We start from the raw sequence: 13,823 nt of genomic DNA on the forward strand, positions 1-13,823 counted from the left end.
CTCAATGCGGTGCGCGGGGGATGGTCTTGAGCAGGTCTTCGGGGCTGATGTGGCCGACGACGGCTTCGGCGGCGGCGCTGCCCGGCAGCGGCAGGTCGAGGATGTGGCCCTTGATCTTGCCCACCACGTGCATTTCGCAGGGCTTGCAATCGAACTTCAGGGTCAGCACTTCGTCACCGTGCACCAGTTGCATCGGCGCCACCTTGGTGCGCACCCCGGTCACGCCCTTGGCCTGCTTGGGGCACAGGTTGAAGGAGAAGCGCAGGCAGTGCTTGGTGATCATCACCGGCACGTCGCCGTGCTCTTCGTGGGCCTCGAACGCGGCGTCGATCAGTTGCACGCCGTGACGGTGGTAGAAGTCCCGGGCCTTCTGGTTGTAGACGTTGGCCAGGAACGACAGGTGCGACTCCGGGTACACCGGCGGCGGGTTGCTTTCGGCCTTGCGCGTGCCCCGTGGATGAGCCGCGACGCGGGCCGTGTCCAGCGCTTCGATGACTTCCCGGCGCAGGGCCTTGAGCTGGGAATTGGGGATGAAGTACGCCTGGGGCGCATCCAGCTTGATGTTCGTGGCGTGGTAGAGGGTGGTGCCCAGTTGCCCCAGCAGGTCCTGCAGTTGCCCGAGGGCCTGCTCCGGTTTGTTGGCCACGCCGAACGGACCGTCCAGGGCGACGCTGGCGCTGATGCCTTCTTCGCTGGTGGCGGTCAGTTGCAGGCGTTCTTCCCGCAGGGTGGCCAGCCAGGACAGGCCAATGCGCCGCTCGGCGGAGGTACGGGTCAGGGCCTGTTGCCAGTTGTGATCGAGGTTGCGGCTCAGCGGATGGTTGGGCCGCAGGCGCTGCAGGGCATCGGGCATCTCGTTGGGCTCGACCCGATAGCGGTAACGTTTCTCACCGTCTTCTTCGAACTCGCCGCGTGCTTCGGCGATGTTGGCGCGAAAACCCACCACTTCGCGCTTGACCAGCAGGTTGAGGCCGTCGCCGTTGGACAGCGGCTCGAAGGTCACCACTTGCAGGTCGCGCTTGCCGACTTTTTCCACGCTGCCCACTGGCAGGCCGGTAAAGGTCGGCGAGTCGAAGGCGCCGATGTCGATCTTGCGCTCGCTGACGAAGTAGTCGGTGCTGCCACGGTGGAAGGTCTTGTCCGGATCGGGGACGAAGAAGTGCGCGGTGCGGCCGCTGGAGGCGCGGGCCAGGTCCGGACGGTCTTCGAGGACGTCGTCCAGGCGCTGGCGGTAGTAGGCCGTGATGTTCTTCACATAGGCCATGTCCTTGTAGCGCCCCTCGATCTTGAACGAGCGCACGCCGGCTTCCACCAGGGCGCGGATGTTGGCGCTCTGGTTGTTGTCCTTCATCGACAGCAGGTGCTTCTCGTAGGCGATCACGCCGCCGTGCTCGTCTCTGAGGGTGTAGGGCAGGCGACAGGCCTGGGAGCAGTCGCCGCGGTTGGCGCTGCGACCGGTCTGGGCGTGGGAGATATTGCACTGGCCGGAAAAGGCCACGCACAAGGCGCCGTGAATGAAGAACTCGATGGCCGCGTCGGTTTCGGCGGCGATGGCGCTGATTTCTTTCAGGTTCAGTTCACGGGCCAGCACCAGTTGGGAGAAACCGGCCTGGTCGAGGAACCGGGCCCGCTCCAGGGTGCGGATATCGGTCTGGGTGCTGGCATGCAGCTCGATGGGCGGAATATCCAGCTCCATCACCCCCAGATCCTGGACGATCAACGCATCGACACCCGCGTCGTACAACTGATGGATCAGCTGGCGTGCCGGCTCCAGTTCGTTGTCGTGGAGGATGGTGTTGAGGGTGGTGAACACCCGGGCGTGATAGCGGCGGGCGAACTCCACCAACTGGGCGATCTCGCCCACCTCGTTGCTGGCGTTGTGACGGGCGCCGAAGCTCGGGCCACCGATGTACACCGCGTCGGCGCCATGCAGGATGGCTTCGCGGGCGATGGCCACATCGCGGGCAGGGCTGAGCAGTTCCAGGTGATGTTTGGGCAAGGACATGTTTTTTTAGTCAGGCTTATCAGGGTCAAGGCGCGCATTGTAGCGGCGAAACGCTTGCCCGGCATCCGTATGCTGCCCGGTGGCGGCCACGCGTTGCGCGCAGCCGCCGGTTACAGTCGCTGCGTCAGGCCTTGGCGGCCATGGCGGTGACTTCCACGCGCATGCCTTCCACCGCCAGAGCGGCCACGCCAACGGCGGCGCGCACCGGCCAGGGCTTGGCGAAGAAACGCTGGTAGACCTCGTTGAACGCGGCGCGGTCGGCCATGTCGGTGAGGTAGATGGTCAAGTGCATGACCCGATCCATGGAACTGCCGGCCCGTTCCAGGGCCACTTTCAGCGCCTGCAGGGTGCATTCGCTCTGCAGGGTGATGTCCCCCAGTTCCAGGCTACCGTCGGCACGGGTCGGGATCTGGGTGGAAACCAGGATGCCGTTGAACGCGGCGACGTCGGAGGAGATGGAGTCCGCGTCCGGGTCGGGGGTGAAAATGAGGTCTGGGTTGGCCATGGGGGTCTCTTGTTCGAGGGAAAACGGTTCGCAAGGATGAGTGGGTGCCGATTGAAGTTCAAGTTGTGAGGGTCTTTTTCCGGTCCTCCTCCCATGCATCGTCCAGGTCACGCTTGCAGGCTCAGGCGCCTGTGCAAATCGCGGACCCGATGCGCGTCGGCTGCGGGAGCGCTTTTGAGCATGACACTGAGCTTGTCGTCAGCGAACTTCATTCCCGGCTACCGGCCTGGAACAGCTGCAGGAAGCCTTGCAGGGTGTTGTCGACGAAGCGCTGGTCGGAGGTGCCGGCGGGAAAGTGCAGGACGCCATGGATCACCAGCGACGCCAGGCCGTGGGTATAGGACCAGCCGGCGAGGGCGGCCCGACGGACCTCGGGTTGTTCGATGTCCAGTTCGAGGATCTCGGCAATGATCCGTCGTAGCTCGCCAAAGGCTTGGTTGCGGGCATCGAGTAAGAGGGGCGGCATCTCGCCAGTGGCGAACTCGGGGCCGAACATCAGTTGGTACAGCGCCGGGTTGGCGCGGGCAAAACTGAAGTAGGCCAGGCAGGCATCGCGCAACTTGTGCTGACCGCTCTGGGTACTGTCCCGGGGCAACACCTGGGCCAATTCGTGAAAGCCTTGAGCGGCCAAGTGGCCAATGAGCTCCGCGCGATTGGCGTAATGGTGATAGGCCGCCGTGGCACTGACCCCGACCCGTTCGGACACAGCGCGCAGCGACAGCTTGGTCGGGCCGACTTCCTCAAGCATGTCCCGGGCCGCATCGAGCAGTTGCGGTGCCAGATTGCCCACGTGGTAGGAATCCCGTGAGCGCGAGGAGTGCTTGGTCATGTTTGGAAGGCCCCGAATGGCGTCGACGGAAAGGCAAAAAAAACGCCGAAATCTTATCATGAGCCATAATCTTGACGGCGCTAAGATTGGCTCGTAGCCTGGGCGCCACAACAACAAGACCGCTTAAGGAAGCCCCCTATGTCAGAACTGAAACTGCAACCCCTGGCCGCCGTATCCTTGCAACGCTGGCACGCCATGGTCGCCGGGCAAGACCTGCACGGCTTGCCCGGACTGCTGGACCCCAAGGTGGTGTTTCGTTCGCCCATGGCCCATACCGCCTACCCGGGAGCCCAGGTCGTGGCGACCATCCTTGGCACGGTGCTCAATGTCTTCGAGGATTTTGCCTATCACCGCGAGCTGGCCACCGCCGATGGCCTGAGCGTGGTGCTGGAGTTCAGTGCCCGGGTCGGCGACAAACAGGTCAAGGGGATCGACATGATCCGCTTTGACGAGGGCGGCAAGATTGTCGAATTCGAGGTCATGGTGCGGCCCATGAGTGGGCTGCAGGCCCTGGGAGAGGAAATGGGCAAGCGTTTGTCCGCCTACCTCGCCGCCAGCAAGGGAGCGCCGTCGGCACCCTGAGAAGCCGGGTTATTCGAGGGTTTCACCGGCGGCCGGGCTCAACCAGGTCGCCACCACCCGCCGATCCAGCTCTTCCCAGTCCGCCATTCCCAGCACCCGAGTGGTGTTCAGGCCGCGCAAATAGCCGCGCAGTTGGTAGGCAACCGCCTGCAATGCCTGCGGTTCTGCGCTGTCGTCGCGCAATACGCTTTCATACTCGATCAGGTAGTCGGCCACCCGCTCGCGAAATTCGGGCAGGACGGCATCGCGGATAAGGTCAAAAGTTCGCACGCAAGAATCCCTTTTAGTTGTAGTTGGACTGCCGGGCAGTCTGCCCGGAGGGCAACTATTGGTTCAAGTGATAGTGACAATCAAAAAACAGCTATTTTGTCGGACGCGTCAACCGTGGAAAATCGCCGCCCTCGATAGCGCCCGCAGGGTTCAACCCGTGGCGCCCTGTACCGCGTTCTTGACTCCAGGATTTGTCCGATGCGCCTTTTACCCCTGTTTGCCATGACTTCTGCCGTTCTCGTGCTGGCCGGCTGTGCCTCCGCGCCGAACGACCCGAGCCTAGTCATGCAGACCCGCAAAACACCCGCCCAGTACGCCGATTGCGTGATCCCCAAGCTGCAGAGCAGCGACCAGACCGCCACCGTTTCGCAGTCGCAGCGCGGCTACCGGATCGTGGTCACCAGCAAGGTGGCGGCGGACAACGTACTGGAAGCCTACAAGGCCCCCAATGGCGGCAAGGTGTTCCTCTATGAGCGGCATCTGCTGGCCTCCAGCTTTGCCCCGTCCCATTTCGAAAAGGCCGCGCAAGACTGCCTGTAGCCTGCCCAGGGCTCATGGCTGCCTGGCGCGGGCGCTGCGGCGACAGCGTTCGGAACACCAGCGCACCTCATCCCAGCAACGCGCCCAGCGCTTGCGCCAGGTAAAGGGCCGGCCGCAGGCGGCGCAGTCCTTGCGCGGCAGTTCGGACTTCTTCACAGGGCCTCTCCAGCGTCCAGGCGCGCCAGCAACTCCTCGCCCCGTTGCCAGATGGCGTCCCGGCGCGGGGCGTCCATGCGCTGCAGGTTGCGATAGGTCAGCGCCAGGCGCGGATTGGCGCTCAGTTGCTCCTGGTGGCGCATCAGGAAATGCCAGTACAGGGCATTGAACGGGCAGGCATCGCTGCCGGTGGCCTGGTCCACCCGGTAACGGCAGCCGCCGCAGTAGTCGGACATCCGCTGGATATAACGACCGCTGGCGCAATAGGGCTTGGAGCCCAGGTAGCCGCCGTCGGCGTGCATCACCATGCCCAGGGTATTGGGCAGTTCGACCCAGTCGAAGGCATCCAGGTAGACCGCCAGGTACCAGTCGCAGATGGCCTTGGGGGCGATGCCGGCCAGCAGGGCAAAATTGCCGGTGACCATCAGCCGCTGGATATGGTGGGCGTAACCCAGTTCCAGGGTCTGGCCGATGGCCTGGGACATGCAGCGCATGTCGGTGGCGCCGCTCCAGTAGAACTCCGGCAGGGCCCGGGTATTGCCCAGGCCGTTGAGCTCGGCGTATTCCGGCATGCGCAGCCAGTAGATGCCGCGTACATATTCACGCCAGCCGATCAGTTGGCGGATGAAACCCTCCGCGGCATTCAGTGCCACCCGGTTCTCGCGGTAGGCACGCTCGACATCGGCGCAGAGCTGGCGCACATCCAGCAGGCCGATGTTCAGCGCGGCGCTGATCCGCGCATGAAACAGAAAGGGCTCGCCCTCGGCCATGGCGTCCTGGTAATCGCCGAACGCGGCCAGGGAAAAGTCGAGGAAGTGCTGCCACAGCTCCTGCGCCTGCTCGTGGGTCACCGGATAGTCGAAGCGCGCCAGGTCTCCGTAGTGATCGCTGAAGCGCTGGCCCACCAGTTGGAGTACCTCGCGGGTAATGGCGTCATGGCCGAAGCGCGCCGCAAAGGGCCCGCGCAAGCCCCGGGGCAGGGCCTTGCGGTTGTCGGCATCGAGGTTCCAGGTGCCACCGCAGGGGCGCCCGTCGGGCTCCAGCAGCAGGCCGCTTTGCCTGCGCATCTCGCGGTAGAAATATTCCATGCGCAACGACGTCCGCCCGGCCGCCCAATCACGGAACGCTTCGCGCGAACACAGGAACCGCCGATCCACATGAACGGTCAGGGGCAGGCCGGCATCGCGCAGGGCCTGTTCCAGTCGCCATTCTCCGCACTCGGTGACATGCAGTTGAGCCGCGCCGAGGGCCGTCTGCCAGCGCCGCAACTCGCCAGGAAGGCTGCCGCTGTTGTCAGGGTCGTCCAGCTTGACGTAAATCACCCGCCAGCCTTGCTCGCGCAAGCGCTCGGCAAAGTGGCGCATGGCGCTGAAGATCAGCAGGATTTTCTGTGGATGATGCCGGACATACCGCGCTTCGCTGTCGACTTCGGCCATCAGCAGTGTGTCGTGGGCCGGGTCCAGGACCTTGAGCAACTCCAGGTCGAACGACAACTGGTCGCCCAGCACCAGCCCCAGTCGGCCGCCAGTACCGGCGCTTACCATGGCAGACGCTCGCCGTCGTAGGCAAAGAACTGGCCGCTGTCGGCCGCACTCAGGCGGTCGATCAGTGTCAGCAGCTCCCAGGCCGCCACGCTGGCCGGCCGCGCTGCCGCGGAGCCGCGAAACGGTTGCGACAGCTGCGACACCACCGTGCCGGGATGCAGGCTGAGCAGACGGGCCCCGGGCCGGGTTCGCGCCAGTTCGATGGCCGCGGTTTTAACCAGCATGTTCAGCGCGGCCTTGGAGGCGCGATAGGCGTACCAGCCGCCCAAGCGGTTGTCGCTGATGCTGCCGACCTTGGCCGACAGCAGCGCCATCGCGCCCTGGGGCGCCAGCAAGGGCAGAAAGTGCCGCAGGACCAGGGCCGGGCCCACGGCATTGACCTGGAACACGGCCTTGAGCGCCTGGTCTTCAAGGGCGGCGTAGGTTTTTTCCGGTTTGATGTCGGCGCGATGCAGCAGCCCGGCGGCATGCACAATCAGCTGGTATGGCGCCTCATCCGCCAATTCGGCGGCGGCCCGGGCAATGCTGTCGGGCTGTTCAAGGTCGAGCGCGGGAAGCGTGCCGCGGGACAGGGCGCGCACCCCGGCGCAGCGCGGGTCCTCTTCGAGCCACTGGCAAAAGGCCGAGCCCAGCGCGCCGCTGGCGCCAATCACCAGAGCACGATAGCCCGCACCCAGGGACTGCATGTTCAAGGTAGTGCTCATTGTGTTTTACCCACCGATTGACGTGGCAGCGAGCCTGACTCCCTGCTCGCACTGTCAAAATCCATGAGTAATAGTTGTACATAAAATTTGATTTTGTACAGGATTTTTGCAGCGATTGAGGCTAAAAAGTCTTCAGGGTGAAGCCGCTGCCGGCTTCGGCAATGGAAGGAGAGGGCAATGTGGGGTTTTTGCTTGATGCTTGGCCTGGTATTGGTCGTGGCGCTGTTCCTTTGCCTGCGCCGGCGCTGGCCGAGGGTGCGGCGACCGATGCGCAAGGCCAGTGCCTGTCTGGGCGGCGAAGAGCAGCAGCCGCTCGATTAGGTTGTACGTGTGCGATTGTGCTGTACAGCTTTGCTCTATGGCTGTGCTGATCATGATTCGCCCGCCGGCACAGGAGTCCGGCGGGCGGAGCGCTCCATCAAGCAGCAACCCCCAGCCAAGGCAGCGCCAGGTACAGCTTGATCACGATGGCGTTGCTGATGTCGATAAAAAATGCCCCCACCATCGGCACCACCAGGAATGCCATCGGCGATGGCCCGTAGCGCTGGGTCACCGCCTGCATATTGGCAATGGCCGTCGGCGTCGCGCCTAGCCCGAAACCGCAATGGCCGGCAGCCAGGACCGCAGCGTCATAGTTGCGGCCCATGACGCGGAAGGTGACGAAGATCGCAAACAGCGCCATCACCAGGGTCTGCACGGCCAGCAGAATCAGGATGGGAAGGGCCAGGCTGGCCAGATCCCACAGCCGCAGCGACATCAAGGCAATCGCCAGGAACAGCGAGAGGCTCACGTTGCCCAGCAGCGACACTTCCTGATCGAAGACCTGATGCCAGCCCAGCGCCGACAGGCCATTGCGCAATACCACCCCGACGAACAGCACGCAGACGAAGGTCGGCAGTTCCAGCGCCGTGCCCTGGATCAAGCCGCTGAGAAAACTCCCGGCCTGGAGGCTGATGGCAACCAGGGCCAGGGTCTCGATGAAACTCAGCGCGGTGATCTGCCGCTCCTTGTAGGGCTGCTCATAGCCTCTGGGCAAGCGCGGTTCGCCTTGCACGGCCCCAGGGGTTTGCACCCGCTTGACCAGCAGGCGGGCGACCGGACCGCCGATCAAGCCCCCCAGCACCAGGCCGAAGGTGGCCGAGGCCATGGCGATTTCGGGGGCCGAGGCCAGGCCATATTGCTCCTTGAACACTGCGCCCCAGGCTCCGCCCGTGCCGTGACCGCCGGACAGTGTCACAGAGCCGGTCAACAGCCCCATCAAGGGATCAAGCCCCAGCGCCTTGGCCAGACCGATGCCCATGGCGTTCTGTACCAGCAGAAAACCGGTCACCAGCAGCAGGAATACCGTCAGGTTGCGCCCACCTTTTTTCAGGCTGGCAAAGTCTGCGCTCAGGCCAATGGTGGCAAAGAAGGCCAGCATCAAGGGCGCCTGGAGCGAGGTATCAATGCTGACTTCCATGTCCCCCATACCCCGCAGCAGCAGAAGCAGCAAGGCCACCACCAAGCCTCCGGCCACAGGTTCGGGAATATTGTAGGCACGCAAGAAACCGACTCGGGTGACAAGGCCACGCCCCAGTAACAGCACCAACGATGCGGCCACCAGGGTTCCATAGAAGTCCAGTTGGACCATTCGCACACTCCTCAGTCTGGGTTTCTGGACGCACTGTCAGCCAGTCGCGCCAGCGGCTAGGGTTGAGAGGCCTCAACCTGATTGATTGCGGGCTGGACGGCGGTTACTGGCTTGCGACCTGCACGGATAGCCGCGCACATTGCCTGGCGCCGATCAATCAAGTTGGGCCGTTGGATAAGGCTGTTGCACGCAGCGGCAGGCGCATTGAGTGGTCGCGCCGCGGCCGGTAGTCGGTCCGGTGTTCTGCGTGGGAGGTTTTCAAGCCATTGATTCACGCCCGCACTTTGCGCCCGCAATGGCGGGCTGATTGCATTGCGCTGGCGTTAAGAGCGGATTAACAGAGGCCCCGGCGTGCGTGGAAAGCGGTTTTTTAAGAAATGTCTGATCAGGGGCGAGATCAGGCGAGGGCGCATTCCCGAGCAGGATCGATTTGAACTACTGGTTTTGCAGGCACTCCACGGCAGAAGGAACAAGATTTCTTCGCCCAGACGTGTCGCCACCAGGGACAAACCATGAAGTCCGTCGATGATTTCCGGCTTGAGGCGTACAAGCTGCTACTTGAGCTGGATGCTGCAACGACGAGCATGATGATGCTGGTTTCCGCACGACAGACCTGCGGGCCGGAGTGGGAGAACGCAACCCGCAGGCATCAACAGGCTTTTGAGGCCTGGACGCTGTTTCTCAGCAGCCAGGCCCCGGAGCCCTCTTTGTAGGGACAGGGCCGCATGCAATAGCGCTTCTATACGCGGCTATAGGGTGTACCATGGAATTCTTCTCACTCACTATCAGCCAGCCATGTCCACGCTAAGCGAAGAGAGCCGCCAGTTCGTAGCTTCTCTGGCGCGAAGTGTTGGCCCGGAGGCTGACGTTGCAAGCATCGCTCAGGCGATTGTCTCAACCTTGCAGCGCATGAGCCTCGCCCTTACGCCGATTATCGGTGAGCAGGGAGTTGCCGCTCTTTACTGCCGCAGCCTTCATCTGTGCATCTCGGCGCAACCGCGCCTGGCCGGCCTCTATGACGGGCTACAGGCCGAATTGAACCTGACGGCCCTCAAGTCGGTACTCATAGAGCAAAGCCCGGCCGAGGCCCTGTTTTTCGGTGAAGTGATGCTCACCACCTTCTATGAACTGCTGACCACGCTGATTGGTCCCTCGCTCACTGCGCGCTTGCTGAGTGGCGTGTGGGAGCCTTTCTTGAGCGATCCCCCTTCGCAGGAACATGCGCCATGAGCAGCAAAGTCACGATCAATCGCTTGGCCACTGGCGTGCCAGGACTGGACGAGGTGCTGGGCGGAGGATTGCCAGAGTTTTCGTTCAATCTGATCGCCGGCCCGCCGGGCTGCGGCAAGACCACCCTGGCTCACCAGATGATGTTCGCCCTGGCGACGCCGCAGCGTCCGGCGCTGTTCTTTACGGTGCTCGGGGAGCCGCCGTTGAAGATGCTCCGCTATCAGCAACAGTTCGACTTTTTCGATAGCGCAGCGATCAACCGGTCGATTCACTACATCAACCTGGCCGACGACACCCAGGCCGGCGACCTGGATGAGGTACTGCGGCGCATCGTCAGTGAGGTCCAGGCTCACTCGCCGGGGTTGGTGTTCGTCGATTCCTTCCGTTCGGTGGTGCTGGCAAGCCAGACCCGGGACAACCCCAACAACAACCTGCCGCTGTTCGTCCAGCAGTTGGGCATGTTGATGACCACATGGCAGGCGACCACCTTCCTCATCGGTGAATACTTCAATGAAACCGACACCAACCCGGTGTTCACCGTTGCCGACGGCTTGATCTGGTTGCGTCAGAGCGTTCAGCGCAACTCCATGGTGCGCAAGATGGAAATCATGAAGATGCGCGGCCAGCCGACGCTGCCAGGGCTGCACACTTTTCGTATCGCCACTTCGGGAGTCCGGGTCTTTGCACCGGCGGCCATCGGCACCGTTGAAACGCCACTGGAGTTCCCCATCAAGCGCCTGAAGATGGGCGTTGCGCGTCTTGACGACATGCTCGGTGGCGGCCTGCCGCAGGGGTATTCGCTGCTGGTGGCCGGACCGTCGGGCTCGGGCAAGAGCATTCTGGCGGCGACTTTCCTCGCCGAAGGCGCGCGCAACGGTGAAACCGGCGTGATTGCGGTGTTCGAGCAACGACCCAACCATTCGCAGAACCCCACCCTGGCCGCCCTGATCCACAGTGGCCAGGTTGGCCTGGTGGACAGCCGGGCCGCTGATTTGTCGATTGATGAAATAGTCCATCTGCTGTTGACCGAAATCACCCGGATCAAGGCGACCCGAGTGGTGGTGGATTCTCTGTCCGGCTTCGAGCTGGCCGTGGCGCCGACTTTTCGCGAGGATTTTCGCGAATCACTGGCGCGGATGGTCAGCGCGCTGACCAGTGCCGGCATTACCGTGCTGCTGACCTCGGAGTTGGAAGATCGCTACACCGACCTGCGCTTCAGTCCCTACGGTACGGCGTTTCTCACCGATGCCATCATCGTCCAGCGCTACATCGAAGTGCAAAGCCGTTTGCAGCGCATCATGGCGGTGGTCAAGGTGCGGGCCAGCGCTCATTCCGATGAGCTGCGCCTGTACCACATCGATGATGACGGCTTGCAGATCGGCGAAATGCTGCCTGATCAGGAAGGCCTGCTCGGCGGTCGTCCCACTCGGCAACACGTGGACAAAGGCGAGGTGTGAGTAGAAAACGATGAACGAGGTCAATGGCAAGACCGACCAGGCCGCCACGGCGGCTCGTGAACTGTTGCTCCTCGGCCAGAAAATCGTCCAGGCGCGCGCAGTTCTGGCGTCGTTGCAAAAAGAACTGGGCGAAGCCAGCACCCGGGTCGGCGATAGCCAGTACATCGAGCAACTGATCGAGGCCAATCAGCAACTGGTACAGGCCATCCTGCTGGCGCAGTCCAGCGCGCAGGAAGCCCTGCGCATCCAGCAGGAGCAGCCGTTGAGCCTGGAGATGCGCGAAGCCAATGAGCAGTTGGTGATTGCAGCGCTCAGCGCGCAACACCTGCAGGCCACCGCCGAGCAACTGCTGGAGCAACAGCGGCACATCCTGGTGCTGGTGGCCCATGAACTGCGCCACCCACTGACGCCCATCAGCATGATTGCCGGCCGCCTGGCCCGGGTCCCCAGTGAAGAGCTGCCACGAATGCAGGCACTGATCGAAGGTCAGGTGCAGCATATGTCGCGACTTGTGGATGATCTGCTGGATGTCTCTCGGGTCAGCACCGGCAAGCTGCATCTGGATCGCCAGGTGCTGGACTTGAGGCAGATTGTCGATGACGCCATCGAGACCTGCAGACCCTTGATGAAGGCCCGGCATCTGCACTTCAGTGCCCAGCGACCGGATGACCCGTTGCCGGTCGAAGGCGACCCGGTGCGTCTCAAGCAGATTCTCGGCAACCTGCTGGGCAATGCGGCCAAATACACCCCCGCAGAGGGGCAGGTGACGCTTTCGGTCAGCACCCGGGGCGATGCCGTGCAACTGACGGTTTGCGATAACGGTATTGGCATTTCTGCCAAAGCCCTGCCGTTTATCTTCGAACCCTTCATTCAGGACGCCCATGCTATCGGCTTCAATGGCGCCGGGCTGGGCATCGGCCTGACGGTGGTGCGCGAACTGGTGGAAGCCCATGGCGGAACAGTGCAAGGCATGAGCGAAGGCAGCGGCAAAGGCAGTCGCTTCGTCGTGATTCTGCCCCTGGTGAGCGATTTAATTTCCACCCCCAACCCGTAGCGGTGATCGCCTGATGCCATCACTGTCAAGGCTGGCAGCCTTGATCCAGAGCCTTGAAACGCTAAATCGTCAATATATTGGCCTCTGTTTTGCTCTGTAGATGAAAAAATAATAGATCGACGCAATATTGACGCGACGGTCGTTTTATCCCAGTATCCGGCCGCTGAATGCTTGATTTTGTTGATGTTTTTTTGACGTCATGGTTTCGGGAGTTCTTCCAGAAACGCGTTTCAGCCTTTGAATAAGCGTGAGTAACCAGGGAAATATTGGCCATAGGGGCTAATAGCCATGGCGTATTCAGTGGGTGTGCTAGTTTCAAACGGCGCAGCTGCGATATTTTTCTTCGGGATGATCTATGTCTACTGAACGGATACTGGTGACAGGGGGCGCAGGCTTCATCGGTTCTCACCTGGTTGATGCGCTGTTGGCCAAAGGCTATGGGGTCCGGGTTCTGGATGACCTTTCGACCGGCAAGGTCAGCAATCTGCCGATGGACAATCCGCAACTGCAACTTGTAGTGGGGGATGTGGCCGATGCCGCGGCCCTGGCAGAAGCCATGCACGGCTGCGGCGCGGTGGTGCACTTGGCGGCTGTCGCTTCGGTCCAGGCCTCGGTCGAGGACCCGGTGCGCACCCATCAGAGCAACTTCATCGGCACGCTGCGGGTGTGCGAGGCCATGGTCGCCGCCGGCATCCGTCGAGTGGTGTTTGCGTCCAGTGCTGCGGTCTATGGCAATAACGGGGAGGGCACCCCGATCAACGAAGACACGCCCAAGTCTCCCCTCACGCCCTATGCGGCGGACAAGCTCGCCAGCGAGTACTACCTGGATTTCTACCGCCGCCAGCATGGCCTGGAGCCGGTCATCCTGCGCTTCTTCAATATCTTCGGGCCGCGCCAGGACCCATCGTCGCCGTACTCCGGCGTGATCAGCATCTTCAGCGAACGGGCCAAGAGCGCACGCCCCATCACCGTGTTCGGTGATGGTGGCCAAACCCGCGACTTTGTCTATGTTGAGGACTTGGTGAAGATCCTGGTCCAGGGCCTTGAACACCCGGCACCTGCAGCCGATGCCACCAACGTCGGCCTCAGCGGCGTGACCACCCTCAATGACCTGATTGCCGCCCTGGAACAGATCAGCGGCCAACCTCTGAACGTCAGCCATGGGGCGGCCCGTTCTGGCGATATCCGCCATTCCAAGGCTGACAACCGGCGTTTGTTGGAGCGCTTCGACCTGGGCACGCCCACCAGCCTGACCGAAGGCTTGGCTAGGCTGTACCGCAGTCTTTAGCTTTGCGGGCTTGCACAGACCCGTTTCCG

16 protein-coding genes are annotated in these 13,823 nt (G+C 62.5%); 8 read left to right on the forward strand and 8 right to left on the reverse strand.

From position 1 onward, the window contains the following. Nucleotide 1: 1 nt before the first annotated feature. The 3 genes from DWF74_RS00420 to DWF74_RS00430 all read right to left on the reverse strand — a co-directional run bounded on the left by DWF74_RS00420 (nucleotide 2) and on the right by DWF74_RS00430 (nucleotide 3,339). Nucleotides 2–2,005, reverse strand: coding sequence for a peptidase U32 family protein (locus tag DWF74_RS00420; RefSeq protein ID WP_115580011.1), 2,004 nt, complete (start codon nucleotides 2,003–2,005; stop codon nucleotides 2–4). A gap of 124 nt (nucleotides 2,006–2,129) precedes the next feature. Further along, nucleotides 2,130–2,510 (reverse strand): RidA family protein, encoded by a 381-nt coding sequence (locus DWF74_RS00425; RefSeq protein WP_102865077.1) that lies wholly within the window; start codon nucleotides 2,508–2,510, stop codon nucleotides 2,130–2,132. 208 nt (nucleotides 2,511–2,718) lie between these two features. Next, nucleotides 2,719–3,339, reverse strand: coding sequence for a TetR/AcrR family transcriptional regulator (locus DWF74_RS00430; RefSeq protein WP_102865076.1), 621 nt, complete (start codon nucleotides 3,337–3,339; stop codon nucleotides 2,719–2,721). Between the two features lie 138 nt (nucleotides 3,340–3,477). Between DWF74_RS00430 and DWF74_RS00435 the strand changes: the two genes are divergently transcribed. Further along, nucleotides 3,478–3,921 (forward strand): nuclear transport factor 2 family protein, encoded by a 444-nt coding sequence (locus DWF74_RS00435; RefSeq protein ID WP_115580012.1) that lies wholly within the window; start codon nucleotides 3,478–3,480, stop codon nucleotides 3,919–3,921. Nucleotides 3,922–3,930: 9 nt separating this feature from the next. On the opposite strand, the gene DWF74_RS00440 is transcribed toward DWF74_RS00435, so the two are convergent. Next, nucleotides 3,931–4,191, reverse strand: coding sequence for a hypothetical protein (locus DWF74_RS00440; protein ID WP_102865074.1), 261 nt, complete (start codon nucleotides 4,189–4,191; stop codon nucleotides 3,931–3,933). Between the two features lie 198 nt (nucleotides 4,192–4,389). Here DWF74_RS00440 and DWF74_RS00445 point away from each other — a divergent pair, with 198 nt between their 5' ends. Next, entirely contained in the window at nucleotides 4,390–4,731 is a 342-nt protein-coding gene (locus tag DWF74_RS00445) for a hypothetical protein (RefSeq protein ID WP_102865073.1), read from the forward strand. Between the two features lie 12 nt (nucleotides 4,732–4,743). On the opposite strand, the gene DWF74_RS00450 is transcribed toward DWF74_RS00445, so the two are convergent. The 3 genes from DWF74_RS00450 to DWF74_RS00460 are packed head-to-tail and all read right to left on the reverse strand — an operon-like array spanning nucleotide 4,744 to nucleotide 7,135. After that, nucleotides 4,744–4,887: a DUF2256 domain-containing protein gene (locus tag DWF74_RS00450; protein ID WP_082729243.1), complete on the reverse strand. Its 144-nt coding sequence runs from the start codon at nucleotides 4,885–4,887 to the stop codon at nucleotides 4,744–4,746. Beyond that, nucleotides 4,884–6,431, reverse strand: coding sequence for a cryptochrome/photolyase family protein (locus DWF74_RS00455; protein ID WP_115580013.1), 1,548 nt, complete (start codon nucleotides 6,429–6,431; stop codon nucleotides 4,884–4,886). The genes DWF74_RS00450 and DWF74_RS00455 overlap by 4 nt, the downstream gene beginning before the upstream one ends. Further along, nucleotides 6,425–7,135 (reverse strand): SDR family oxidoreductase, encoded by a 711-nt coding sequence (locus DWF74_RS00460; RefSeq protein WP_102865071.1) that lies wholly within the window; start codon nucleotides 7,133–7,135, stop codon nucleotides 6,425–6,427. Before DWF74_RS00460 ends, DWF74_RS00455 begins: the two co-directional genes overlap by 7 nt. Nucleotides 7,136–7,312: 177 nt before the next feature. On the opposite strand from DWF74_RS00460, the gene DWF74_RS30295 reads away from it, so the two are divergent. Beyond that, nucleotides 7,313–7,456: a hypothetical protein gene (locus DWF74_RS30295; RefSeq protein WP_162884047.1), complete on the forward strand. Its 144-nt coding sequence runs from the start codon at nucleotides 7,313–7,315 to the stop codon at nucleotides 7,454–7,456. A gap of 97 nt (nucleotides 7,457–7,553) precedes the next feature. Here the strand turns inward: DWF74_RS30295 and gltS are convergent, their stop codons facing one another. Further along, nucleotides 7,554–8,765, reverse strand: a complete 1,212-nt coding sequence (gene gltS, locus DWF74_RS00465) for a sodium/glutamate symporter (protein ID WP_102865070.1) — start codon at nucleotides 8,763–8,765, stop codon at nucleotides 7,554–7,556. 512 nt (nucleotides 8,766–9,277) lie between these two features. Here gltS and DWF74_RS00470 point away from each other — a divergent pair. The 5 genes from DWF74_RS00470 to DWF74_RS00490 all read left to right on the forward strand — a co-directional run bounded on the left by DWF74_RS00470 (nucleotide 9,278) and on the right by DWF74_RS00490 (nucleotide 13,794). After that, a complete protein-coding gene (locus DWF74_RS00470) occupies nucleotides 9,278–9,478 on the forward strand; it encodes a hypothetical protein (RefSeq protein WP_102865069.1) in 201 nt (66 codons plus the stop codon). An 82-nt stretch (nucleotides 9,479–9,560) separates the two neighbouring features. Beyond that, complete coding sequence (locus DWF74_RS00475; protein WP_240321997.1) at nucleotides 9,561–9,995, forward strand: hypothetical protein; 435 nt, start codon at nucleotides 9,561–9,563, stop codon at nucleotides 9,993–9,995. Further along, nucleotides 9,992–11,452 (forward strand): ATPase domain-containing protein, encoded by a 1,461-nt coding sequence (locus DWF74_RS00480; protein WP_115580014.1) that lies wholly within the window; start codon nucleotides 9,992–9,994, stop codon nucleotides 11,450–11,452. The genes DWF74_RS00475 and DWF74_RS00480 overlap by 4 nt, the downstream gene beginning before the upstream one ends. A gap of 10 nt (nucleotides 11,453–11,462) precedes the next feature. Continuing rightward, complete coding sequence (locus DWF74_RS00485) at nucleotides 11,463–12,506, forward strand: sensor histidine kinase (protein WP_102865067.1); 1,044 nt, start codon at nucleotides 11,463–11,465, stop codon at nucleotides 12,504–12,506. Nucleotides 12,507–12,861: 355 nt separating this feature from the next. Then, complete coding sequence (locus DWF74_RS00490; protein ID WP_102865066.1) at nucleotides 12,862–13,794, forward strand: NAD-dependent epimerase/dehydratase family protein; 933 nt, start codon at nucleotides 12,862–12,864, stop codon at nucleotides 13,792–13,794. Nucleotides 13,795–13,823 lie beyond the last annotated feature (29 nt).

The organism is Pseudomonas protegens (genome assembly GCF_003363755.1).
GTDB lineage: Bacteria > Pseudomonadota > Gammaproteobacteria > Pseudomonadales > Pseudomonadaceae > Aquipseudomonas > Aquipseudomonas danubii.